Origin of the sequence: Lysobacter niastensis (assembly GCF_015453285.1) — a bacterium.
Taxonomy (GTDB): Bacteria; Pseudomonadota; Gammaproteobacteria; order Xanthomonadales; family Xanthomonadaceae; genus Lysobacter_J; species Lysobacter_J niastensis.
The window spans coordinates 213,198-235,922 of sequence record NZ_JADLZT010000007.1 but is presented as its reverse complement, the minus strand read 5'-3'; the positions used below and the strand labels follow the sequence as shown (position 1 = coordinate 235,922).

Below are 22,725 nucleotides of genomic sequence, written 5' to 3'. Positions count from 1 at the left end.
GTGCCTTGACATTGCGCGTTGCCAGGAGCGGATATAGCGCACGGCCACATCGAGGCCGTTATGGAAAGAAAAACAAGCCATGGAGTTCGACCGGAAGGTCGAAAAGGAAGGTGTTATGAAAACTTTCTGTTGGGCGCTTGCAGCACTGCTCGGCATTGCGGCGTCACCGGCCTGGTCGCAGGATGACGCGAAGCAGCCGTGGGAGGAGTACGACAAGCTCATCAAGAATCGCGAGTCGATCGCGGTGCTTGGACCGGCCCTGCTCGGGGATCAGGTCAACCTGATGAATGGAGCGTTGTCGTTCTCCACGACCGATGTCTCGGTTTCTGGTAACAGCGTGGCCTTGCCGATGGCGCTTACCCGAACGTACACGGTCAGCAACCGCAAGGGCTATCGCGTCAACGATCTGCCGATGGCGGACTGGGATCTGGATATTCCGAGGATCAGCGGCGTTTTTGGCGCTGGCGGGGAAAACGATGGGTTTGGTACGCCGTGCACCGCAAGCACTCCCGCGCAGGCCAGGCCGCCACAACTGCACATTGGCTCCAGCATGTTTCCGCCGGAGGACTACTGGCAAGGCAATCAGGCTTCGATGCCTGGTGGTGGCGAGATGCTGCTGGCGAGTTCCGGTGCTCCGTCTCCAAGCTCAGGCGGGCCGTACTACTGGATGACCAGCGAGTTCACCTACTTCTCCTGCCTGGCCAAGATCAAGAATGGTGGGGGTGAGGGCTTTCTCGCGATCAGCAAGGATGGAACGAAGTACTGGTTCGACTGGATGGCCTCCTACCAGGAACCGGATCTTAAGAGTGGAGCCGGTGGCGGTGACGTCATTCTTCGCAGGAAGCGGGTGTTGTATGTCTCTCGCGTCCAGGACCGATTCGGCAACTGGCTGACCTATACCTACGCCAACGCAGCGGCGGCGCCAGTGCGCCTAACGCGGATGGATGCGAGCGATGGTCGTGCGATGTCCCTCACTTACAACGCGCTGGGACAGGTGGCGACTGTCAGCAACGGTGCGCAGACTTGGACGTACCAATACACATACCAAAGCATCGGAAAGGGCAGTCTCTCGGCTGTAATCCTCCCCGATCAGAGTCGCTGGACGATCGCCTTCGCAGCACTCACCGACGCGAAAATCCGCTACGAGAAGCCGTTCTGCAGGCCGGCAGGGCTGGGCCAGATCTGCGATCCGGTCCGCAGCTGTGGCGATCCCGGAATAGTCATCACGGCAGGCGCTTTCGGCACCATCACCCATCCCTCCGGGGCCACCGGCGAGTTCACCGTGGAGCCGACCCGGCACGGCCGCAGCAACGTGCCGATGCTGTGCAGCGGGTACACCAGTCCTTACAACGATCCGAACGACGACACCGCGTACTACCCCCTGAACTATGACGCTCTGAGCGTCGTGAAGAAGCGCGTCACAGGGCCTGCGCTCGCTCCGGCCGAATGGACCTATTCGTACTCATCCGATGCCACCTTCGCACCCGGCACCGGACCTGTCTGCACAACATCCAATTGCGGTGCGGTCGTCTGCACGTCGGACAGCTGCGCTGGCAAGGCGATGACCGTACTCGCGGGGCCGGACGGCGTGTGGGAGCGCCATACCTTTGGCAACAGCTATCGCTACAACGAAGGCAAGTTGCTGAAGGTGGAGACCGGCAATGGCCCAGATGCCATCCTCAAGACCGAGGTCAGCACCTACGATCTCGCGCAATCGGGTCGCCCGTACGCAACGCCGATCGGTACCAGTCCGCAGCCGCGAGGTGATGGATTTACCTCAGAGTACCTGCGGCCGCAGTCGGGAAAGGCGATCACGCAGGACGAGGTTGCCTTCGATCAGGCCGTCACTGGCTTCGACGCCTTCGCCCGGGCCACCAGCACCCGCAGGGCAAGTTCGCTGGGCTATTCCAAGACAGACGCCACCGCCTATTACGACGACCTGTCGAAATGGGTTATCGGGCAGGTGCGCCAGCAGGTGGATGTCGAACAGGGCAAGGTCATGGCCCAGACCGATTACGAGCCGGCGTCGGTGCTACCGATTCGCGAGTTTCGCTTCGGCAAGCTACAGCAGACGTTGGGCTACAACACCGATGGCACCGTGGCGACTGTGAAGGATGGTGCTGAGCACACAACAGAGCTGACTGGCTGGTATCGCGGCGTGCCGCGTCAGATCCGCCATGCCGACGGCCGCCTGGAGTCGGCGCAAGTCAATTCGTTGGGCTGGATCACTGCGACTACCGACGAGAATGGCTACACCACGGCCTACACCTACGACGCGATGGGGCGGTTGGCGACCATCAAGCCGCCGGCAGGCGATGTGCCCGCGGGCGCCACAACAGTGCTGTCGTTCCAGTCCATACCGACAACTGCCTGGGACCTGCCTGTGGGCTCCTGGCTGCGTACCACGATCACCGGACGCTACCGGAAGGAACAGTACTTCGACGCGTTGTGGCGACCGGTGTTCGAGATCGAACGGGACATTGGCGACAGCGCAGCCGCACCGCGATACCGGTCGCGCAGCTACGACGCCGACGGGCGCGAAACGTTCGCGTCGTACCCATCGGACACTGCGAACGCCTACAACAGCCTGGTCCAAGGCGTGCGGACGCGGTACGACGCACTGGGCAGGGTCACGCACGTCGAGCAGGATTCAGAACTCGGGCCACTGCTGACGCGGACCGAGTACCTGCCGGGCTTCGAACGTCGAATCACCAACCCGCGTGGCCATCCGGTCCTGCAGCGATTCCAGGTGTACGACGAACCCAGTTACGACGCACTGATCGGACAGGACGCACCCGAAGGCGCCTCCACGACCATCGCGCGTGATCGCTACCTCAAGCCGCTGGAAGTGAGCCGCTCTGGCCCCGGGGGCTGAGAGGTCATTCCGACATTGCTGTTTGTGCACCGCGACGCTGCAGGGCGACGTCGCCATCGACTGGAAGGATCCGCCGATGTTCAGGTCCATGACTCTGTTTTTGCTGATCGGGTTGATCAGCCCCGCTGTCCATGCCACCGACGAGATCTGGCTCAGTGCGCCGGCCGAGGGTTCCACCTACGCCGAGCCTGCGACCGTTACCGTGACCTCCGAGTCCGAGTTTGCCGCCGACGGCGAGCGTGTCGTCGAGCACCGCCTGTACCGCAACGGCGGCCAGATTGCTTACGGCAACACCCGTACGTTGACCCACACACTGACCGCGCTGCCGGCAGGCAGCTACCAGTTCTACTCGGTCGTCAAGACCAACCTCGGTCGGACGCTGCAGTCGCTGCCTCATAGCATCAGCGTAATGGTGCCGGGCGGCTTCCCGCCTACGGTGACGATGGGCGTACCGACAGGAGCGCCATTCATCGCGCCGGCCACAATCGGGTTGTCCGCTACGACAAGCGATCCTGATGGCGCCGTCGCGCAAGTGGCGTTCTATGCCAACGACACGCTGGTCGGCACTGACGCCACGGCTCCGTACGCGATCACGTGGAGCAGTGTCGCCAGCGGAGCCTACACGCTCACCGCTCGGGCGACGGACAACAACGGCATCGAGGCAAGTTCGCCGCCAGTGGGTGTCACGGTCGGCGCGCCCACGTTGATCGGCAAAGTGGAAGACCTGCAGTTGCAGTCGGACCAGGGCTACCAGCTACAGGGATGGGCATGCTCGACCGGACGAAGCGCGTCCATTGATGTGCAGCTGTATGCCGGTGACGCCGCCAGCATCGGCACGCTCATCGCTACCTATCACGCCGACCAGCCCAGCGATACGGGTATCGCTTCCATTTGCCAGGCTCAGGGTGCCGCATATCGCTTCCGGATCCCAATCACCCTTGCGATCCGGCAGGCGCATGCAAACAAGAAGATCCACGTCCTTGGCATCTCGCCGAGCGGCGCCGACAACAGGCCGCTCGATGGCTCTGGTGTCCTGTCTGTTCCGCCAGCGCAATCGCTTTCGCGCCGCTACGTCTATGATCAGCACCATAGGCTCTGCAAGACCATCGAGCCCGAAGTCGGCGCAACTGTTGTCGACTACGACGCTGCCGGCAATACGGCCTGGTCTGCCAGCGGCCTGGACTTGCCGTCCGCCGCCAGTTGTGACCGCAGTCAGGCCTTGGCTTCGGGGCGCGCGGTGTGGCGTGGCTACGACGCGCGCAATCGCCTAGCGACACTGGCGTTCCCGGACGGCAACGGCGACCAGGGCTGGACCTACACCCCGGACGGCCAGCCCGAGCAGATCGTCACGTGGGATGCGAGCGGCATCGCGGTGACCAACAGTTACACCTACAACCGGCGGCGCCTGCTGACTGGCGAATCACTGGAGGGGCCTGGCGGCATCGCGTGGAGCATCGGCTACGGTTACGACAGCGCCGGCCATCTGGCGGCCCAGACCTACCCCTCAGGCACCACCGTCGAGTACGCACCCAACGCCTGGGGACAGCCGACGCGGGTGGGTGCGTATGCCAGCGGGGCCGCCTACTACCCCAACGGCGCGATTCGTCGATTCACCTACGGCAACGGTCTCGTTCACACGATGACCCAGAACGCGCGCCAGTTGCCTACACGCAGCAGCGACGGCCATGGCCTGATGTCTCTTGTGGACGGCACGTCGGCCATGGGCTCGGCGGACGTGCTCGACCTGCATTACGCATTCGATCCGAACGGCAACGTCGCGTCGATCGCCGACGGCGTGCAGGGAGCGATCTACGACCGCACGATGCAATATGACGGCCTCGATCGTGTGATCACCGCATCTTCAAGCATGTTCGGCGGCGACGGTGTCTACCAATACAGCTACGACGGCCTCGACAACCTGCGTTCAGCGAAGCTGGCAGGCGTCAAGGACCACGTCTACTGGTACGACGCCCGAAACCGGCTGATCAACGTCAAGAACGGTGCCGGCGCCACGGTCATCGGTCTGGACTACGACGCGCAGGGCAACCTGGCAAGGAAGAACGGCCAGACCTACGCGTTCGACTACGGCAACCGCCTGCGCGATGCAGCGGGCATCGAGTCGTACCGCTACGACGGCTACGGCCGGCGCGTGCAGATTGAGCGTACCGACGTCAGCCAGGTGTTGTCGTACTACAGTCAGTCCGGTCAGTTGCTGGTCCAGCACGACAGCCGCAAGCCCGGCTCAACCGAGCACTACTACCTGGCTGGCAGCCTGGTGGCCAGTGCGGACACCGGCCAATACGGCGAGGCCTGGGAAGCTCGCTACCAGCACACCGACGCACTCGGAAGCCCGGTCGCGGTGACCGACAAAGCCGGCAACATCATCGAGCGCACGAACTACGAGCCCTACGGCGCATCAATCGGAAAGGCCATCGACGGCATCGGCTACACCGGCCACGTCATGGATGCGGCGACCGGGCTGACGTATATGCAGCAGCGGTACTACGACCCGCAGGTGGGGCGATTCCTAAGTGTGGATCCCGTGACTGCCTACGACGGAGGCTGGCGACATTTCAATCGATTCGCCTATGCGTACAACAACCCATATGCGTTCACGGATCCCGACGGACGCTGTCCGGTGTGCGTTCCTGCGGCAGTTCTTAGCCGAGCTGGCCTCGGCGCGGCAACTGGGGCAGCGGTCGAGATCGGTATGCAGGTTGTGCTTGATGGAAAGCGGTCATGGTCAGAAATAGACAGGTCCGATGTCGCAGTCGCCGCGGCAATCGGCACGGTGTTGCCTGGAATGGGGTCTGTTGCACTTAGAGCGAAATCTGCGGTGTCAGTGATAAAGAGATCTGTGAGCGCTGCTAAAAAGGTATCGGCACAGGCGCGAAACACTGCAAACAGAGCTCAGAAGCTCGCGGCTCGAGAGACGAAGCATGTTGCGGGTGCTGCAGCGGCAGCAGGAGATGTTGCTGAAACCGCAGGTGCGGCTGCAACTGGAGTCGTCCTAAAGCGGTTAGGTCAGGATGTTGCGAATGGTGACAAGAGCAAGCAAATGGACGGAGTCAAGATTATCGAGGTTCGCGGTGCTGTTGATTCGGCGCGACTGAAGCGGGAAGACGTTGAGAACAATGGAAAGTAACCAGAACCGGGATTCTGCTATGACTCTTGCGCGGGCTCTGCGGTGGACTGTTTGGGGAGTGGGGGCGTTCATGGCGGGAGCCATCAAGCCCCTTCTTTTCCCCTCCGGCGGGTGGAGGTATGCGGTTGTGGCAATTTTGCTTCTTGCAATCTGTTCTGCCTTGGGTGTTGTTGTTGAAAGAAGAGCTGAAAGGAGGCCGGGTGTGGATCGTAATAGGAGTGGACCATGACCATCCAAGGCAAGGCGAGGGTTGCATCCGTCACGGAAGGGGCAGGTTCACCTCTCTGCGGGGGTGTTCATGATTGAGATGGGGTCACTTTCTCCATGAAAGCCAAGATTGAAGGCATTCGCTTTGTTCTAGGGTTGCTAGCCGTTGGCGTGCTGGCTGCTTGGTCCTGTCTATACCTCCCCAAGTGGATTGGGTTGCTCGTATTTCTTGCGATGTTCATCGGTGCGGTATTTGCGACGATCTATCAGATTGTGTTCAAGAAGCGTGGGATGAACTTGAGGCAGGCCTGGAAAGCCGTCTTGGATATCTTTTGGGGGATTTAGCCATGCGGGAGTGACGCTCAACGGCCGAAAGGGGAATTTTGCAAGGGAAGTGAACCTGGCCCTTTACCCATAGGTGATGCATGAAAATCGGGTTTGGGGTTCGAGTGTCCGAGGGGGTGTACTGGCTGACTCAGCTTTCCGATGAGATCGAATCGGTTCTGAGTTCGAAGCTCGAGGCCGCGGATTACGGCCCAGGTGTCGAGGAGGTGGTGATGGGTCTGGATTTGATGGACGGAAGCGATGTCGACGACGAACTGTCAGGTCCTCGCTACTACCTGGGGAATCACGTGGTCGAAACCGATGGCTTCGTACTTGAGTGGCGAAAACCTGCTTGAGTTGGGGGTCGTAATCTCCGGGGCCGAGCTTCGGCTGATCCGATCACGCGGAGACCTTGCTTCGGCAATAGCCACGCAGCTTGAAGCCGAGTCCGACGCAGTTCTGGGTCTGAAGATCCAGGGGTTTGAATCCGACAGGTTCATGGCGGATCTCAAGGCGCACCTTCTCGCCATTGCTGATTGAGAAGATCAGAAAGGCACAACCACTTCCACAAGAAGGTAAGAGCGGTAGGGCGATTAGCGAAGCGCAATCCGCCGTATGCAAAGGCCCGCGCAATGGGTTCTGGCTGAAGTTTGCGGTTCGAACAGGGCGCATCAATAGAATCGAAGTTGCATGCGTGCCTTGATCAGGGTTGGGATCAAACCGGAAGTGGCGGTACTCGATTGCAGGTTTGCAAGCCCCGCCGATGGCGGGGCTTGTCGTTGCGTTCGAACGTGTGACAGCACCTAGCCGCAACACTGCCCCTGCTGCATCGGCGGACACACTGCTGTTCCGTATGAGCAGAACACACAGCAATCGCCGGGCAGCGGCTGCAGGGTCTCGCCACAACCCTGGCAGGTGTAGAAGAAGACACAGGCTTCCGTCGGCATGGCTTCGGCCGCGGCGAAGCCGCAGAGCGGACACGTCAGCGTGCTTTGCAGTTCGATGTTCATCGAGCTTCCCCAGAGGAGAGGGAGCGGTGCGTCCGCTCCCTCTGTTGCCTTCAAGCCAGTACTGGAATGACAAACGCGAACACGGCGCCGAGCAGGGTCAAGGCGAGCGCCGCGGCCCATACGAACGAGCTGGCGCGCCGCAACCGCGTGCACGCCGAGGCCAGTGCCGGGTCGGCCGGGCAGGGCAGGCGGCGCGCACGCCATAGCATGGCACCGGACAGCGCCAGCATGGCAAGCGCCACGCCAAACACCAGTGCCTTGTGCTCGGACAGCCAGATCAGCTGCGGCACGGCGGTGACCAGTCCGGCCAATGCCGCGCCGGCACCCAGCGCCACCATCGCCGCCGGCAGCACGCAGCACACCAGCGTGCCGCCGCTGGCGAGGAGCGCGATGAAGGCGACGCCGAGGTTCCGGTGCAGTGGGATCTGCGCGTCGGCCGCGTCAGCTTTCATGCTTCACCTGGGCCCGGACCTGTTCGAGTGACCGCTCCGTCCGGTGGATGGCCACGACGGTGTAGCCGGCATCCTTGATCGCCTTGCGCAGGGTGTCGTCGTCGATGTCGTTGCCGTCCTTGAGCTTCACCGCGACGATGCGGTTCTCGAGGCTGACGAACACGGCCTCGGTGGCGGGAAAGGTCTTGAGCGTCTTTTCGATGCCCTGCGCGCAGAAGGCGCAGACCAGCCCGTTGACGTCCATCTCGATGGTCTTCGCGGATGCGAAGGTCGATACGCCCATCAGCAGCGTGGCCAGCAGCAGTTTGAATCGCTTCATGGAGTAATCCTCAAAAGTTGAACATGGCCATGGCCTGGAGCTTGCCGTCGCGAGTGGCGCCGAACTCGACCCAGGTGCCGCCCTTGAAGAAGCGGACGAGCAGGGCGGTCTCGGTGCCATCGAACAGGTCGCCGGTGTAGCGGCGGCCCTGTACGACGAACCAGGTGGCCAGCGTGTCGTAGTCGTGGGCATACGGCGCCCATCCGAGTTGCAGGGTGTCGATGCGGTGCGAGAAGTGGTCGCTCTCCTGCAGGTCAGCGCGGAACGCCGCGTAGACGCGCCGCGTCTCGTAGTCGGTCTGAAAGCCGACATTGCGTGCCAGGTCGCTGCCATCGAAGTCGTTGCCGGTGGCGCGGCCAAGGCCGCCCCAGACGAAGACGTTGGCTTGAGCCGCGGGCAGGTTCCAGCGTTTGGCGAGCAGGTTGGCGCGTGCGTAGGTGATGTGCCGCAGCTTGTCGCCGTCCTCGCTGCTCAGCTCCAGCCACCCGCCGCCCACGGACCACCAGTAGCGCGGTGCATGGAACACCTGGACTTCGTTCATGGTGCCGGCGCCGTACTCCGCCATCACCGTCGTGCCTTTCGCGAAGGCGATCGGCTTGGCCGCCGCCGCCATGGGCAGCAGCCCGAGCAGCGCAACGGCTGCCCAGCCTGATGTGGTTTTCATGAAACTCTCCGTTATTGCCGCGCACGGCGGCGTGGGGCGCGCGATGCGCCCGGATCGTCTACGGAGGTGTCAGGCGATGGGAGGCCTGAAAGGAGTTTCCAGCGGCCGCGGTGCGGCGGCGACGTGACGCCACGCCGAGGGCGCCCTGGCGGGCGGAATGTGAGCGACGACGCGCTGCAGTTCCGGCAAGCAGGCCACGCCCAGGCACGCGGAAAAATCGCACTGGTGCGGCGTGCAGCAATCGCACGGTTTCGAGTCGTGCTCCGGCATGCCCATCTCGTCGCAGGGCATGTCATCGGTTGCCGCCGCGCTCGCCGTCTGAAGGGCGTCATGCACGCCCTGTGCGGGCGCAGCCGCGGCCGGCAAGGCCAGCATCAGGGCCAGGAGCAGGTGGAACGCGACGCGGGCGAGGTGGCGCAGCGGCATGCCCGGATTCTACTCCCCGTCAGAAGCGCTCGCCTTGCTGCGTGGAGGCAGGATGGGGCGCCCGCCGGAACGAACGTGAAAAACAAAAGCCCCGCAACAGCGGGGCTTTGTCATGACTCTGAATCGCGCGGAGTTACAGCGCGTAACCGAACTGCTGCTTGAACTGCTCGGCGAACTCTTCGTAGTCGAAGCGCTGGTTTTGGGTGCCCGGGTGTTCCACCTTCAGCGCGCCCATCAGGTTGCCCATGCGGCCGATGGTCAGCCAGTCGTAGCCCTTCTCGATGCCGAAGATCAGGCCGGCGCGGAACGCGTCGCCGCAGCCGGTCGGATCGGTCACGCGGCGCTCGTGCGCCGGCGGGATGTCGAAGGTCTTCTCGCTGGTGTGGATCTGCGAGCCGTGCGGGCCGCGCGTGGTGATGTAGGCCTTCACGCGCTGGACGATGTCGTTCTCGCTCCAGCCGGTGCGTTCCTGCAGCAGGTTGGACTCGTAGTCGTTGACGGTGACGTAGTCGGCCTGCTCGATGAAGGCGCGCAGCTCGGCGCCGTTGAACAGCGGCATCGCCTGGCCCGGGTCGAAGATGAAGGGAATGCCGGCCTCGGCGAACTCCTGCGCGTTCTGCAGCATGCCCTCGCGGCCGTCGGGGCTGACGATGCCGAAGGTGACGCCCTTGACGTCGCGCACGTGGTTCTCGAACGAACGCATCATCGCGCCCGGATGGAACGCGGTGATCTGATTGTTGTCGTGGTCGGTGGTGATGAAGGCCTGCGGCGTGAACAGTTCCTCGATCACCTTGATGCAGTCGAGGCGGATGCCCTGTTCCTCGAAGTGGGCGCGGTACGGGCCGAAGTCCGTGCCGACGGTCGCCATCGGGATCGGGTCGCCGCCCAGCAGCTTGAGGTTGTAGGCGATGTTGCCGGCGCAGCCGCCGAACTCGCGACGCATGCGCGGCACCAGGAACGAGACGTTCAGGATGTGCACCTTGTCCGGCAGGATGTGGTTCTTGAACTGGTCCGGAAACACCATGATGGTGTCGTAGGCCAGCGAGCCGCAGATCAGTGCAGACATCGGTATCGTCCTGGTGTGGTGTTTCCGAGCCCGCACCGGTCGTGCGGGTCGGGATCGCGGGCGGCGGGATGCCGCGCGGGCGCGTAGGGTAGCCGCTGGGCGCCATCCCTACCAGTTTTTTGCGACCCCCGTCCTGAATCGGGGGCGGCTCCAGCCGGTAGGCTGGACGGATTGCCGCGGCCTGCCCCTCAGCGGCGAAAAGCGCCGCGGAATGCAGGTTTTTCCTTGCTCGCAGGGGGGGCGGTTGCTAGGCTAGCGGGCCCTGTGCGCCCCCCTCTTTTGACGGTCAATCCCTCGATGTTCAAGAAGTTTCGCGGCATGTTTTCCAATGACCTGTCCATCGACCTGGGCACGGCGAATACGCTCATCTACGTGCGCGGTCAGGGCATCGTCCTGAACGAGCCGTCGGTGGTGGCGGTGCGCCAGGATCGCCTGATCGGTGGCACGCGCACGGTCGCGGCGGTCGGCAGCGAAGCCAAGCAGATGCTGGGCCGCACGCCGGGCCACATCACCACGATCCGGCCGATGAAGGACGGCGTCATCGCCGACTTCACCTACACCGAGGAAATGCTCAAGCATTTCATCCGCAAGGTGCACAAGTCGCGCTTCATGCGCCCGAGCCCGCGCGTGCTGGTGTGCGTGCCCTGCGGTTCGACCCAGGTCGAGCGCCGCGCGATCAAGGAATCGGCCGAAGAGGCCGGTGCCCGCGAGGTCTACCTGATCGAGGAGCCGATGGCGGCCGCGATCGGCGCCGGCATGCCGGTGACCGAGGCGCGCGGCTCGATGGTCGTGGACATCGGCGGCGGCACCACCGAGGTCGCGGTGATCGCGCTGAACGGCATCGTCTATTCGGCCTCGGTCCGCATCGGCGGCGACCGCTTCGACGAGTCGATCATCAACTACGTGCGCCGTACCTACGGCACGCTGATCGGCGAGGCCACCGCCGAGCGCATCAAGCTCGAGATCGGCTGCGCCTACCCGCAGCAGAAGGCGACGTCGATCGAGGTCTCCGGCCGCAACCTCGCCGAGGGCGTGCCGAAGATGATCACGATCAACTCCAACGAAGTGCTCGACGCCCTGCGCGAGCCGCTGGCCGGCATCGTCACGGCGATCAAGCTGGCGCTGGAGCAGACCCCGCCGGAACTGTGTGCCGACGTCGCCGAGCGCGGCATCGTCCTGACCGGCGGCGGCGCGCTGCTGCGCGACCTGGACCGCCTGATCAGCGAGGAGACCGGCCTGCACGTGCAGGTGGCGGACGACCCGCTGACCTGCGTGGCTCGCGGTGGCGGCCGTGCGCTCGAACTTGTCGACATGCACGGCAACGAGTTCTTTGCGCCGGAGTAACGGCGCAAAGTAACGGGGACGGGGAAGGGGAAACGGGATAATCCCAGGCAGCCGCATCAGCGCTGCCGCTTCGCTTGCCCCGCCGGCCGCGTTCCCCTCCGATTTTCCCCGTTTCTGGTCTTCAACCTTAAGCCCTGTGCCTTCCTACGCCGGTCCACCCACCGCTGCCCGAACCGGTGAAGTCGCTGGAACCCTCCGGCTGCTGGCGTATCTGGCGCTGGCCGTAGTTCTGATCGTGCTCGACCATCGCGGCGGCTGGCTGAACCGGATGCGCCAGCAGGCCGCGCTGTTCGTGCAGCCGCTGTGGACGGTGGCCGGGGTGCCCGGGCGCATCGCCGAACGGATCAGCGACGACGCCGGCACGCTCGGCCAGTTGACCACCGAGAACCGCCGACTGCGCGAAGAGCTGCTGCTGAACCAGGCGCGCATGGCGCGGCTGCAGACGCTCGCCGCCGACAATGCCCGCCTGCGTGGGTTGCTCGATGCGTCCAGCGGCCGCAACCTCGACGTGATGCTCGCTCCGGTGCTCGACATCGATCTCGATCCTGCGCGCCAGCGCCTGGTGCTCGACGCCGGCAGCCGCGACCGCGTTCAGGTCGGACAGAGCGTGATCGACTCCGGTGGCCTGCTCGGCCAGATCATCGGCATCACGCCGATGCACGCCAGCGTGCTGCTGATCACCGATCCCTCGCACGCGGTGCCGGTCGCCATCGCCCGCAACGGCGTGCGCCTGGTCGCCTACGGCGAAGGCCGCAGCGACCTCCTGCGCCTGTCGAGCGTGCCGCTGTCGAGCGACGTGAAGGTCGGCGACGTGCTGGTGACCTCGGGCCTGGGCGGGCGCTTCCCGGCCGGTTTCCCGGTCGGCACGATCACCCGTCTGCATCCGGACGACAGTCGCGCCTTCCTCGAGGGCGACGTGAAGCCTTCCGCACAGTTCGACCGCGGCCGCGAGGTGCTGGTGCTGCTGTCGATGCCGACGCCGCTGGATGTCGGCAAGTTCGATTCGACGCCGCCGCCGGAAAGCACCGCGGCCACCGTCGCGCCGGGCACCGTGACGGCGGCAGGAACGGCAGCGAACGCCACCGGCAATGCCGCGCCCACGACTGCCCCAGCGAAGCCCGCTGCTGCGACCGCCAGACCTGCGACTACTGCGGCGCCGGGGGCTTCAACTTCAGGCAACGCCGCGCGCGCGCCCCGTCCTTCGACGGCGACCGTGCCGGTGCAGCCGCCGGTGCAGAAGCCTGCGCAGCCACCTGTACAGGCTCCGGTCCAGCCGGCCCCTTCGCCCACTGCACCGCCGGCCGCCGGCGAGGAGCGCCGATGAGCCGCTCGAACGCTTCCTGGGCGCTGCCGGTCAGCCTGCTGCTGGCGCTGGTGCTGGGACTGCTGCCGCTTCCGGTGATGCTGCAGCCGCTGCGTCCGTACTGGCTGGCGCTGGTCCTGGCGTACTGGCTGATCGAGGATCCCGACCGCGTCGGACTCGGCGTGGCGTTCATCGCCGGCCTGGCCGCCGACCTCACCTTCGGCACGCTGTTCGGCGAACAGGCGCTGCGGCTGGTGGTGATGGCCTTCATCCTGCAGCGCTTCCGCGCGCGCCTGCGCTTCTTCCCGATGTCGCAGCAGGCGCTGGCGATCGGCGGCCTGCTGCTCAACGACCGCATCGTCGCCGCGGTGATCCATTTCGTGCTCGGCGCGCCGTCGCCGCAGCATGAGTTCTGGGCCGCGCCGCTGATCGGCATGCTGCTGTGGCCGCTGGTGTTCCTCGGCATGGACACGATGCGGCTGGGCCAGTGGAAGAGGCGCTGAGGTGGGTCCACGCCGCCGCATCCTGAAGAACACCGCCGCCGAGGCCGAGCAGTTCCGCAGCCGCGCTGCGATCGCGTTCCTCGGCGTGCTGCTGGCGCTGATCGGGCTCGGCTTGTGGTATTTCCGCCTGCAGGTGTGGGAGCACGCCGACTACGCCACGCGTTCGGAAGCCAACCGCATCAAGCTGCGGCCGGTGGTGCCGGGACGCGGACTGATCCTGGACCGCAAGGGGCGCGTGCTCGCCGACAACGTGCCGGCGTACCGCATCGAGGTCACGCCTTACGAAGCGGGCAAGACCGAGACCTGGCTGCCGGCGCTGTCGAAGATCATCGCGCTGTCGCCGGAAGACATCGAGCGCTTCGAAGACGAGCGCCGCGCCTCGCGCGGCTTCAAGCCGCTCCCGCTGAAACTGCGCGTCACCGAGGAGGAAGTCGCGCGCTTCGCCGTGGATCGCTGGCGCTACCCGGGCATCGAGCTGGTGTCCTACCTCAATCGCCGTTATCCGCACGGCGACCTGTTCTCGCACGTGATCGGCTATGTCGGCCGCATCGACGCCAAGGACCTGGAGACGATGGGCGAGGGCAACGCCGCGCTCACCCACATCGGCAAGACCGGCCTGGAGCGCTATTACGAGGAAGCGCTGCGCGGCAAGGTCGGCTACGAGCAGATCGAGACCAACGTCGACGGCCGGCCGATGCGCCAGGTCGGCCATGTGCCGGCGACGCCGGGTGCGGACCTGCGCCTGTCCGTCGATCTGGACCTGCAGCAGGCGATGGTCACCGCCTTCGGCGACATGGACGGCTCGGCGGTCGCGATGGATCCGCGCACCGGTGAGATCCTCGCCATGGTCAGCCTGCCGGGCTACGACACCAACCTGTTCGTCAACGGCATCTCCAATGCCGATTACCGCGCGCTGATGGACAACCCTTCGCGCCCGCTGTTCAACCGCAACGTGCTCGGCGGCGGCCCGCCGGGCTCGACGGTGAAGCCGCTGATCGGCCTGGCCGGCCTCGACAGCGGCCTGCGCAGGCCCGAAGACAAGGTGTTCTCGACCGGTACGTTCTACATCCCCGGCCAGCGTCGTGGCTGGCGTGACGCGCACGGCGGTGCCGGCTGGACCGATCTGCGCAAGTCGATCTCGCAGTCGGTCAACTTCTACTACTACAAGCTCGCGTACGAGATGGGCATCGTCCGTTTCGACCAGTACATGCGGAAGTACGGCTTTGGCGAGCCGACCGGCATCGACCTGGCCGGCGAGAACAAGGGCGTGGTGCCATCGCCGGAGTGGAAGCGCAAGCGCAGCAAGGAGCCGTGGTACGCGGGCGAGACGGTCAACGCCGGCATCGGCCAGGGTTACTGGATCGCCACCGTGCTGCAACTGGCGCGGGGCACAGCGGCGATCGCCAATGGCGGCAATCTGGTCCGCCCGCACCTGGTCGCCGCGCGCCGCGACGGCTATGAGGCGCCATGGACGCTGCTGCCGCAGCAGGCGCCGCCTCGCATCACCGACAACCCCGACCACCTGCGTGCGGTGCAGGAAGGCATGATCGCGACGATCCACGGCGGTGGTACCGGTGCGGCCATGGCCCGCGGCGCGCCGTACCTGATGGCCGGCAAGACCGGCACCGCGCAGAAGATCAGCCGCAAGGGCAGCGTCAGTTTCGATCCGCACAACCTGCCGTACCACCTGCGACACCAGGCGCTGTTCGTCGGCTACGCGCCTGCCGACAATCCCACCATCGCGGTGGCGATCTCGGTCGAGCACGGTGGCTTCGGCGGCAGCACCGCTGCGCCGATCGCGCGCAAGATCTTCGACGCTTACCTGCTGGGCAAGATGCCCGAGCCAGTGCCGACCGATCCCAAGCACGTGCGCCCGCCGTTGCCGACCGCGGCGCCAGTCGACGACGACGGCAATGCCGTAGTGGCCGCTCCCGCAACTGCCGCGACGACGACTGCGGCTGCCGCCACTGCGGCGCCCAAGCCCGCGGCACCGGCCTCCGTGAATACCGGCGCGCAGGCCACGCGCCCGCAGCCCAAGCCGGAGCCCACCCGATGAGAGTGATCCTGCGCTGGCTGTTCGACCTGCTGCTGCGCTTCATGCGCACGCTGGACCTGCCGCTGCTCGGCGCGCTGCTGGCGCTGATGGTGATCGGCCTGGCCGTCCTGTACAGCGCCGCCGACCATGCGATGGGTCTGGTGGTGCGGCAGGGCGCGTTCTTCCTGGCCGGCCTGGGCGTGATGTGGGCGCTGTCGCGGGTGCCGCCGAACCAGCTGCGTAACTGGTCGCCGCTGGTGTTCGGCGCATCGCTGCTGCCGCTGCTGCTGGTGCTGGTGATCGGCACCGGTAAACACGGCCGTCACTGGATCAACCTCGGCGTGGTCTATGTGCAGCCGGCTGAACTGCTCAAGCTGAGCCTGCCGATGATGGTGGCCTGGTACCTCGACCGGCGGCCGCTGCCGCCGCGGCTGCGCACGGTGATCGTCGCCGGCCTGCTGATCGCGGTCCCGACCGGCCTGATCCTGCTGCAGCCGGACTTCGGCACCGCGATGCTGGTCGCCACCAGCGGCGCGTTCGCCCTGTACCTGGCCGGCCTGCCGTGGTGGTGGTTCGGCATGGCGTTCGGCGCCGTCGCTGCGATCGCGCCGGTGGCGTGGTTCTGGCTGCTGCGGCCCTATCAGAAGGACCGCATCCTCACCTTCCTGAATCCGGAGTCCGATCCACTCGGCACCGGCTGGAACATCATCCAGTCCAAGATCGCGATCGGCGCCGGCGGCCTGACCGGCAAGGGCTGGGGCCAGGGCTCGCAGTCCCATCTGAACTACCTGCCCGAGCACACCACCGACTTCATCTTCGCGGTACTCAGCGAGGAGTTCGGCTGGATAGGCGTGGCTACCGTGCTGGCGCTGTACCTGTTCGTGATCGGCCGCTGCCTGTGGATCGCCAGCGAGGCCCGCGACGGCTACTCGCGTCTGATCGCCGGCGCGCTGGGCCTGGCGTTCTGCGTCTACGTCATCGTCAACGGCGGCATGATCGCCGGCATGCTGCCCGTGGTCGGCGTGCCGATGCCGCTGCTGAGCTACGGCGGCACCTCGGCGGTATCGCTGCTGGCCGGCCTGGGCGTGGTGATGGCGGTGCGGGCACACCGGCCGGTGCACTCGCGATGACCCCGCGGTTCCGGCCGGCAAGCTGAAAGGCCGTTCATGAAGGCGAAAATCCACGGTTTTTTGCGTTCAGGCACGCGTGCTACCCTGCCCGCGATGACCCGTCGCCCCTATGCCCAGCGCGCGCTGACCCGCGCCACGATGCTCTCCCTGACGCTCGCCCTGGCGGCCTGCGCCACCCAGACGCCGCCGACCGCCAGCCACGCCGCGCCCGCTTCCAAGCACACTGCCAAGCCCAGGACCGCTGTCCCGGGCACGCAGGCGTTGCCCGAACCGGTCACGGCGATGCCGCTGGAGCAGGCCCGCGCCGAGTTCGTGCGCGACACCGCGGCGAAATACGGCGTCGATCCGGCATACATCGAATCCGTGCTGGCCAAGGCGCAGATCCGCGACGCGATCGTCGCGGCGATGTCGCGACCGGCCGAAGCCAAGCCGTGGCGCGATTACCGGCCGATCTTCATCACCCAGTCGCGCATCGACGGCGGCCAGGCCTTCCTGGCGCAGAACCGCGATGCGCTGGCGCGCGTGCAGGGCCAGTACGGCGTGCCGGCCGAGATCATCGTTTCGATCATCGGCGTGGAAACCAGCTACGGCACCAACACCGGCAAGTACCCGGTGGTGGATGCGCTCTACACGCTGGCCTTCGCCTATCCGCGCAGCGGTGATCCGGCCAAGGCCGATCGCGAGAACCGTCGCGAGGCGTTCTTCCGCGGCGAACTGGCGCAGCTGTTCGCGCTGGGCAAGGAAACCGGGCTGGACATCACCACGCTCACCGGCAGCTACGCCGGCGCGATGGGCTGGGGCCAATTCATGCCATCGAGCTACCGTGAGTTCGCAGTCGACGGCAATGGCGATGGCCGTCGCGACCTGTTCAACAGCACCGACGACGTGTTCGCCTCGATCGCCAACTACTTCGTGAAGAAGGGCGGCTGGCAGCGTGGCGGTCCGGTGACGGTGCGCGCCACCCGCGCCGACAACGCGCAGGAGTTCGCGACCGAGGAGCTCGAGCCGCTGTACACGCTGGGCGACCTGGCGACGCGCGGCTACCGTCCGCTCGCCGAGGTCGCGCCGACGCAGCACGCGACGCTGATCAACCTCGACGGCGTCAACGGGCCGGAATACTGGCTCGGCTTCCAGAACTTCTATGCGATCACCCGCTACAACATCTCCAAGCACTACGCGATGGCGGTGTACCAGCTGGGCGAGGCGATCGCCGGGCGCGCGCCGCCGGAAACCGCCGCGCCGGTAGCCGCGGCCGCCGCGGAGCAACCCCCGGCATGACCCGCTCGACGACCGCCAAGGCGCTGCTGCGGCTGACCGCCGCGCTGCTGCCACTGGCCCTCGCCGCCTGCGTCAGCGCGCCGAAGAAATCGGCGTCCGAATCGATGCCGGTGCCGGACAACGGCGGCGTGCATGGTGCGCCGCTGCCGCACGGCAAGAAGAAGTCGCCTTACGCGGCCGCGAAGGAAGACCCCAGCAAGCGCGGCGACTACGTGGCCGGCGGCCTGTTCCGTCCGGGCGAGAAGGACACCACGCCGGACCACGTGCCCGATGTCGATGAAATCCCCGAGCCCGAGGTCACCAGCGAGCCGCGCTCCAAGGTCGGCAACCGCCCGGTCTACGCGGTGCTCGGCAAGAAGTACAAAGTGCTCGACAACCCCAAGGGCTATGTCGAGAAGGGCACGGCGTCGTACTACGGCCAGAAGTTCCATGGCCGCAAGACCTCCAACCTGGAGGTGTACGACATGTACGCCTTCACCGCCGCGCACAAGACGCTGCCGCTGCCGAGCTTCGCCCGCGTCACCAACCTCGACAACGGCAAGTCAGTGGTGGTGCGCGTCAACGACCGCGGCCCGTTCCACGAAGGCCGCGTGATCGATCTCAGCTACGCCGCCGCGGTCAAGCTCGGCATCACCCAGCGCGGCACCGGCCGCGTCGAGGTGCGCGCGCTGACGGCGGACGACGATGGCCGTTCCACTGCCGCTGCGGAACCGGCACCCAAGCCGGCCAAGCCCAGCGCGATCGACACGCTGGTGGCGGCGATGCCGATCGCCAGCGCCAACGCCGGTGAACTTCCGCAGGGCGCCCGGGTCACTGAAAAGCGCTTCGACATGGGCCAGGACGGCCAGCCGATGACCGCCGCCGAGTTCGATGCCTGGATGAAGGCGCGCCGCATCACCGTCGCCACCGGCAAGCCCGCACCCGTGCAGGCGCAGCAGACGGCGCCGGCCACGACGACCGCGAACAACGAGGGTGTCACCCTGCAGATCGCCAGCTTCGCCACGCGCGACAACGCCGATCGCGCGTTATCGATCCTGCGCGGCGCGGGGATCGGCGAGGCGATGCTGCTCGATGGCAGCGCCAATGGCCAGAAGGTGTGGCGCCTGCGCGTCGGGCCCTTGCAGGCCGAGGCGGCACCGGCGCTGGCCGAGCGCATTGCCGGCCTCGGTTTCGGCCAGCCGCAGCGCGTACGCGACTAGATTCTTTCCACTTTTGATATTGGCCGGAACGACACCGGCAACCGGAGCAGTTGAACGATGACCAGTTTCACCCGCAAGGCCATGGCCTTCGCCGCGCTGACCACCTTCGCGGTCGGATTCGCCGTCGCCCAGACGCCGGCGTCGCAGCCTGCAGCCACGCAGCCGCCGGCCAGCGACTCACTGCCCGTGCCGCCGCCGCCGGCGATCACCGGCACCGCGTGGGTGCTGATGGATGCCGCCAGCGGCAACATCCTGGCCGGTGAGAACTACGACCAGCGCCTGGAACCGGCCAGCATCACCAAGGTCATGACCAGCTACGTGATCGCCGCCGAAATGGCCGGCGGCAAGGTCAAGGGCGACGACCAGGTAATGATGACCGAGAACGCCTGGCGTGCCGGCGGCGCCGGTACCGACGGCAGCTACTCCGGCTTCGAGGTCAACAAGACCGCGCCGCTGCTGGAGATGGAAAAGGGCATGGTGGTGCAGTCCGGCAACGACGCCGCGATCGCCCTGGCCGAGCACGTCGCCGGCAGCACCGATGCGTTCGCGTCGTTGATGAACCAGTACGCCGCGCGCATCGGCATGAAGAACTCGCACTTCGTCAATCCGCACGGCCTGTCGGCGGAAGGGCACTACTCGACCGCGCACGACCTGGCGCTGCTCGGCCGCGCGCTGTCCCGCGACTTCCCGGTGGCGTACTCGTACAACAAGATCAAGGAATTCACGGTCGGCCCGATCACGCAGCCGAACCGCAACCTGCTGCTGTGGCGCGATCCGTCGGTCGATGGCATCAAGACCGGCCACCACTCCGGCGCCGGCTACTGCCTGATGGCCTCGGCCAAGCGCGGCGACCAGCGCCTGATCTCGGTGGTGATGGGTTCGACCTCCGAGAAGCAGCGCGCCGACGACAGCCAGGCGCTGCTCAACTGGGGCTTCCGCTTCTTCGAGACGCACAAGCTCTACGACGTGGGCAAGCAGATCGCCCAGCAGAAGGTCTGGAAGGGCGCCTCCGACCAGGTCCAGCTCGGCGTCGCCGAGCCGATGCTGGTGACCGTGCCGCGCGGCAAGTACAACCAGCTCAAGCCGATGATGGACGTGCCGAAGCAGCTGGTCGCGCCGATCGCGAAGGGCCAGAAGATCGGCACCGTGAAGGTCATGCTGGACGGCAAGGTCGTCGCGCAGCGTCCGCTGGTGGCGATCAACGCGGTCGAGCAGGGCGGTTTCTTCAAGCGTCTGTGGGACGAGTTCTGGATGTGGTGGGAGTCGGAGTGATCATCCGCTTCGCCTGATCGCAACGGATCAAGCAAAAAGGCCGGCGCAAGCCGGCCTTTTGTTTGCGTGCTGGAGCGGAGTACGGCCCGGCATTCGCTGCGAATCACCCTGCGGGCGTCTCGGCCAGCCGTTGCGTTTCCCAGCCCTCGTAATCTCCACCGGCTTCGCGAGCGGCACGAAGCAGCGGAATGGTGATGTCGTGGATGGCGCGGTGGCTGGGCACATCGCACCGCCATAGCTGCACACCATATTCAGCGCGCTCCTCGTCGGGCTGCAGAAGCTCGCGGATGTCGAAGCCCAGTTCGCGCACGCGCGCGATGAAGGCGTCGCGCGATGCCGGGTCCGGGAAGTACGCCCAATGGTCGATGTCGCGTGCTTCAGTGAGCGGGTCGCCGCCTTCCTCCAGCCGGTCGCAGACTTGGCGGTTGGTGATGAAGTCCCAACCTTCGTCGTTCGGGTAGAGGAAGTCGAGGTAGGCCTCCCATTCCGGATCGGGGCCCGCGTCCGCCTCGAAGCGGTAGTCCGGGAAGCGGGCCATGAAGTCCTCGGTCAGCTTCTCCCATGCCCCCCCATCCGGCAGGTAGAACCAGAAGTCGCGCCGTCCGTCGCTGGTGTTACGGCCTACGTACATGACCGTCGGAGAAACCAGACGCTGGTGGATCGCATCCTCGAGCCCCTTGAGCGCTTCGAACTCCTCTTGGCTCGACAGGCCATCGTCGCGAGGGTGGTGCAACGCCACGCTGAGGTAGGCGCGATGAGGCAATGTCGCGATGGGGGCCTGATCGTGCAGGCCAAGATCCACGAAGATCGAGGCCGGCTTGTCATCCACGTGGCAGAAGAAGAAATCCCATTGCTCGCTCATCGGACGTCCCTGGCGATGGTGTGAGCGGCGATCCTATTACGAAGGCTACAGCCGCACGAAATACGGCACCGCCATCAGCGCCGCGCCGACCAGCACCATCGCCCAGGAGTTCGGCACGAAGTAGGGGAAGATCATCAGCCCGATTCCGCACACCAGCGGCACCGGCGCACCCTGGCGCTTGCCGTAGATGAAATAGCCCAGGCCGATCGAACTGAACAACACCCCCCACAGCAGTGGTGCCTTGTCCATCGGTCGATCGCTCCGTCACGGATTCGGGCGCATCCTACGCCTCCTTGGGTTCCGCCACCCCCGTACCCATAATCGCCCCCATGGAAATCAAATCCGACAATCCCGACCACGGCTTCCAGTTCCCGGGCACCTTCGAACTGAGCGCAATGGGCACGGCCGATGCCGGCCTCGAGCGCGAACTGCCGCAGCGGCTGATCGATGCCGGCATCGAGGTCGAGTCCGAGACCGTGCAGTGGAAGCATTCCTCCAACGGCAAGTACGTGTCGGTGCGGATCAGCTTCCGCGCCGACAGCCGCGAGCAGTGGGAGCTGGCGCACCAGGTGCTGCGCGACCATCCGGAAGTGAAGTGGACGCTGTAACCGCCTGCCCGGCCTCCGTGGTGCCAGAGCCGGTACCGGCGGTGCCGGTGGCGCAGGTCCGCGACCTTGGCCGCCGCCCGTACGAGCCCGTGTGGCGCGCGATGCAGGCCTTCACCGACAGCCGCGGCGACGCCACGCCGGACGAGCTGTGGCTGGTCGAGCACGACCCCGTGTTCACGCTGGGCCAGGCCGGCAAGGACGAGCACGTGCTGTTCCCGGGTGAGATACCCGTGCTGCACGTCGACCGCGGCGGCCAGGTGACTTACCACGGCCCGGGCCAGATCGTGCTGTACCCGCTGCTGGATCTGCGCCGGTTGAAGATCGGCGTGAAGGAATACGTCTGCCGCATCGAGCAGGCGATGATCGACACGCTGGCGGAGTGGAACATCCACGCCGAGCGACGCGAAGGCGCCCCCGGCGTCTACGTGAACGGGGCCAAGATCGGCGCGCTGGGCATCCGCGTACGCCATGGCTGCACGTTCCACGGCCTGGCATTCAACATCGCGATGGACCTGGAGCCATTCCAGCGCATCAACCCGTGCGGCTATCAGGGGCTGCAGGTGACCTCGATGCTAGACTTGGGCGGCCCGTCCGGCCTGGACGCGGTCAAGCCGGTCCTGGTCTCGCATATCGCCCGCCTGTTCGGGATGGCGGTGGAGCAGGCTCCGGCGCCGCCGATCCCCGCCGCCTGAATACGTAACGC

At 65.8% G+C, this 22,725-nt stretch carries 22 protein-coding genes; 14 read left to right on the top strand and 8 right to left on the bottom strand.

The genetic code is table 11. The features are described 5' to 3' along the window. Positions 1-79 precede the first annotated feature (79 nt). The 4 genes from IU514_RS14100 (at position 80) to IU514_RS14085 (ending at position 6,907) form a co-directional block, all read left to right on the top strand. Positions 80-2,875 (top strand): RHS repeat protein, encoded by a 2,796-nt coding sequence (locus IU514_RS14100; protein WP_228760734.1) that lies wholly within the window; start codon positions 80-82, stop codon positions 2,873-2,875. Positions 2,876-2,951: 76 nt separating this feature from the next. After that, complete coding sequence (locus IU514_RS14095; protein ID WP_228760733.1) at positions 2,952-6,020, top strand: RHS repeat domain-containing protein; 3,069 nt, start codon at positions 2,952-2,954, stop codon at positions 6,018-6,020. A gap of 324 nt (positions 6,021-6,344) precedes the next feature. Further along, entirely contained in the window at positions 6,345-6,572 is a 228-nt protein-coding gene (locus tag IU514_RS14090) for a hypothetical protein (protein ID WP_194931763.1), read from the top strand. 80 nt (positions 6,573-6,652) lie between these two features. Then, a complete protein-coding gene (locus IU514_RS14085) occupies positions 6,653-6,907 on the top strand; it encodes a hypothetical protein (protein ID WP_194931762.1) in 255 nt (84 codons plus the stop codon). Between the two features lie 447 nt (positions 6,908-7,354). Here the strand turns inward: IU514_RS14085 and IU514_RS14080 are convergent, their stop codons facing one another. From IU514_RS14080 to IU514_RS14055, 6 genes are all read right to left on the bottom strand, one after another. Continuing rightward, positions 7,355-7,561 carry a GDCCVxC domain-containing (seleno)protein gene (locus IU514_RS14080; protein ID WP_194931761.1) on the bottom strand — a complete coding sequence of 69 codons (207 nt, stop codon included), beginning with the start codon at positions 7,559-7,561 and terminating at the stop codon, positions 7,355-7,357. Between the two features lie 50 nt (positions 7,562-7,611). Next, positions 7,612-8,013 (bottom strand): hypothetical protein, encoded by a 402-nt coding sequence (locus IU514_RS14075; protein ID WP_194931760.1) that lies wholly within the window; start codon positions 8,011-8,013, stop codon positions 7,612-7,614. Then, the gene (locus tag IU514_RS14070) at positions 8,003-8,332 is read right to left on the bottom strand and encodes a heavy-metal-associated domain-containing protein (protein ID WP_194931759.1); all 330 of its coding nucleotides are present in this window, start codon (positions 8,330-8,332) and stop codon (positions 8,003-8,005) included. Before IU514_RS14070 ends, IU514_RS14075 begins: the two co-directional genes overlap by 11 nt. 10 nt (positions 8,333-8,342) lie before the next feature. Beyond that, positions 8,343-8,996 (bottom strand): hypothetical protein, encoded by a 654-nt coding sequence (locus IU514_RS14065; protein WP_228760732.1) that lies wholly within the window; start codon positions 8,994-8,996, stop codon positions 8,343-8,345. 69 nt (positions 8,997-9,065) lie between these two features. Continuing rightward, the gene (locus IU514_RS14060) at positions 9,066-9,422 is read right to left on the bottom strand and encodes a hypothetical protein (RefSeq protein WP_194931758.1); all 357 of its coding nucleotides are present in this window, start codon (positions 9,420-9,422) and stop codon (positions 9,066-9,068) included. Between the two features lie 133 nt (positions 9,423-9,555). Beyond that, the gene (locus IU514_RS14055) at positions 9,556-10,488 is read right to left on the bottom strand and encodes a carbohydrate kinase family protein (RefSeq protein ID WP_194931757.1); all 933 of its coding nucleotides are present in this window, start codon (positions 10,486-10,488) and stop codon (positions 9,556-9,558) included. Positions 10,489-10,785: 297 nt separating this feature from the next. Between IU514_RS14055 and IU514_RS14050 the strand changes: the two genes are divergently transcribed. The 8 genes from IU514_RS14050 to IU514_RS14015 all read left to right on the top strand — a co-directional run bounded on the left by IU514_RS14050 (position 10,786) and on the right by IU514_RS14015 (position 20,552). Continuing rightward, on the top strand, positions 10,786-11,832 hold the full coding sequence (locus tag IU514_RS14050) for a rod shape-determining protein (protein WP_194931756.1): 1,047 nt from the start codon (positions 10,786-10,788) through the stop codon (positions 11,830-11,832). 136 nt (positions 11,833-11,968) lie between these two features. Next, positions 11,969-13,156 carry a rod shape-determining protein MreC gene (gene mreC, locus IU514_RS14045; RefSeq protein WP_194931755.1) on the top strand — a complete coding sequence of 396 codons (1,188 nt, stop codon included), beginning with the start codon at positions 11,969-11,971 and terminating at the stop codon, positions 13,154-13,156. After that, positions 13,153-13,638 carry a rod shape-determining protein MreD gene (gene mreD, locus IU514_RS14040; RefSeq protein WP_194931754.1) on the top strand — a complete coding sequence of 162 codons (486 nt, stop codon included), beginning with the start codon at positions 13,153-13,155 and terminating at the stop codon, positions 13,636-13,638. Before mreC ends, mreD begins: the two co-directional genes overlap by 4 nt. 1 nt (position 13,639) lies before the next feature. Next, complete coding sequence (gene mrdA / locus IU514_RS14035; protein ID WP_194931753.1) at positions 13,640-15,694, top strand: penicillin-binding protein 2; 2,055 nt, start codon at positions 13,640-13,642, stop codon at positions 15,692-15,694. Then, entirely contained in the window at positions 15,691-16,803 is a 1,113-nt protein-coding gene (rodA, locus tag IU514_RS14030; RefSeq protein WP_194931752.1) for a rod shape-determining protein RodA, read from the top strand. Before mrdA ends, rodA begins: the two co-directional genes overlap by 4 nt. A gap of 93 nt (positions 16,804-16,896) precedes the next feature. Beyond that, positions 16,897-18,081 carry a lytic murein transglycosylase B gene (gene mltB / locus IU514_RS14025; protein WP_194931751.1) on the top strand — a complete coding sequence of 395 codons (1,185 nt, stop codon included), beginning with the start codon at positions 16,897-16,899 and terminating at the stop codon, positions 18,079-18,081. Then, on the top strand, positions 18,078-19,280 hold the full coding sequence (locus IU514_RS14020; RefSeq protein ID WP_194931750.1) for a septal ring lytic transglycosylase RlpA family protein: 1,203 nt from the start codon (positions 18,078-18,080) through the stop codon (positions 19,278-19,280). Before mltB ends, IU514_RS14020 begins: the two co-directional genes overlap by 4 nt. A 57-nt stretch (positions 19,281-19,337) precedes the next feature. Continuing rightward, the gene (locus IU514_RS14015) at positions 19,338-20,552 is read left to right on the top strand and encodes a D-alanyl-D-alanine carboxypeptidase family protein (protein WP_228760731.1); all 1,215 of its coding nucleotides are present in this window, start codon (positions 19,338-19,340) and stop codon (positions 20,550-20,552) included. Between the two features lie 103 nt (positions 20,553-20,655). Here IU514_RS14015 and IU514_RS14010 read toward each other — a convergent pair whose 3' ends face one another. Beyond that, positions 20,656-21,414, bottom strand: coding sequence for a DUF695 domain-containing protein (locus IU514_RS14010; RefSeq protein ID WP_194931749.1), 759 nt, complete (start codon positions 21,412-21,414; stop codon positions 20,656-20,658). Between the two features lie 45 nt (positions 21,415-21,459). Next, on the bottom strand, positions 21,460-21,663 hold the full coding sequence (locus IU514_RS14005; RefSeq protein WP_194931748.1) for a hypothetical protein: 204 nt from the start codon (positions 21,661-21,663) through the stop codon (positions 21,460-21,462). An 80-nt stretch (positions 21,664-21,743) separates the two neighbouring features. Here IU514_RS14005 and IU514_RS14000 point away from each other — a divergent pair, with 80 nt between their 5' ends. Further along, positions 21,744-22,022: a DUF493 family protein gene (locus IU514_RS14000; RefSeq protein WP_194931747.1), complete on the top strand. Its 279-nt coding sequence runs from the start codon at positions 21,744-21,746 to the stop codon at positions 22,020-22,022. Beyond that, positions 22,010-22,714: a lipoyl(octanoyl) transferase LipB gene (gene lipB, locus IU514_RS13995; protein WP_194931746.1), complete on the top strand. Its 705-nt coding sequence runs from the start codon at positions 22,010-22,012 to the stop codon at positions 22,712-22,714. Before IU514_RS14000 ends, lipB begins: the two co-directional genes overlap by 13 nt. The last annotated feature ends 11 nt before the right edge of the window (positions 22,715-22,725 follow it).

Coding starts and splice junctions, on each gene's coding strand:
- IU514_RS14015 (WP_228760731.1), top strand. CDS start 19,338: ATGACCAGTTTCACCCGCAAGGCCATGGCCTTCGCCGCGCTGACCACC.
- IU514_RS14000 (WP_194931747.1), top strand. CDS start 21,744: ATGGAAATCAAATCCGACAATCCCGACCACGGCTTCCAGTTCCCGGGC.
- IU514_RS14005 (WP_194931748.1), bottom strand. CDS start 21,663: ATGGACAAGGCACCACTGCTGTGGGGGGTGTTGTTCAGTTCGATCGGC.
- IU514_RS14050 (WP_194931756.1), top strand. CDS start 10,786: ATGTTCAAGAAGTTTCGCGGCATGTTTTCCAATGACCTGTCCATCGAC.
- IU514_RS14095 (WP_228760733.1), top strand. CDS start 2,952: ATGTTCAGGTCCATGACTCTGTTTTTGCTGATCGGGTTGATCAGCCCC.
- IU514_RS14065 (WP_228760732.1), bottom strand. CDS start 8,996: ATGAAAACCACATCAGGCTGGGCAGCCGTTGCGCTGCTCGGGCTGCTG.
- IU514_RS14060 (WP_194931758.1), bottom strand. CDS start 9,422: ATGCCGCTGCGCCACCTCGCCCGCGTCGCGTTCCACCTGCTCCTGGCC.
- IU514_RS14080 (WP_194931761.1), bottom strand. CDS start 7,561: ATGAACATCGAACTGCAAAGCACGCTGACGTGTCCGCTCTGCGGCTTC.
- rodA (WP_194931752.1), top strand. CDS start 15,691: ATGAGAGTGATCCTGCGCTGGCTGTTCGACCTGCTGCTGCGCTTCATG.
- IU514_RS14100 (WP_228760734.1), top strand. CDS start 80: ATGGAGTTCGACCGGAAGGTCGAAAAGGAAGGTGTTATGAAAACTTTC.
- IU514_RS14020 (WP_194931750.1), top strand. CDS start 18,078: ATGACCCGCTCGACGACCGCCAAGGCGCTGCTGCGGCTGACCGCCGCG.
- IU514_RS14075 (WP_194931760.1), bottom strand. CDS start 8,013: ATGAAAGCTGACGCGGCCGACGCGCAGATCCCACTGCACCGGAACCTC.
- IU514_RS14070 (WP_194931759.1), bottom strand. CDS start 8,332: ATGAAGCGATTCAAACTGCTGCTGGCCACGCTGCTGATGGGCGTATCG.
- IU514_RS14090 (WP_194931763.1), top strand. CDS start 6,345: ATGAAAGCCAAGATTGAAGGCATTCGCTTTGTTCTAGGGTTGCTAGCC.
- mreD (WP_194931754.1), top strand. CDS start 13,153: ATGAGCCGCTCGAACGCTTCCTGGGCGCTGCCGGTCAGCCTGCTGCTG.
- IU514_RS14085 (WP_194931762.1), top strand. CDS start 6,653: ATGAAAATCGGGTTTGGGGTTCGAGTGTCCGAGGGGGTGTACTGGCTG.
- IU514_RS14010 (WP_194931749.1), bottom strand. CDS start 21,414: ATGAGCGAGCAATGGGATTTCTTCTTCTGCCACGTGGATGACAAGCCG.
- IU514_RS14055 (WP_194931757.1), bottom strand. CDS start 10,488: ATGTCTGCACTGATCTGCGGCTCGCTGGCCTACGACACCATCATGGTG.
- mltB (WP_194931751.1), top strand. CDS start 16,897: ATGACCCGTCGCCCCTATGCCCAGCGCGCGCTGACCCGCGCCACGATG.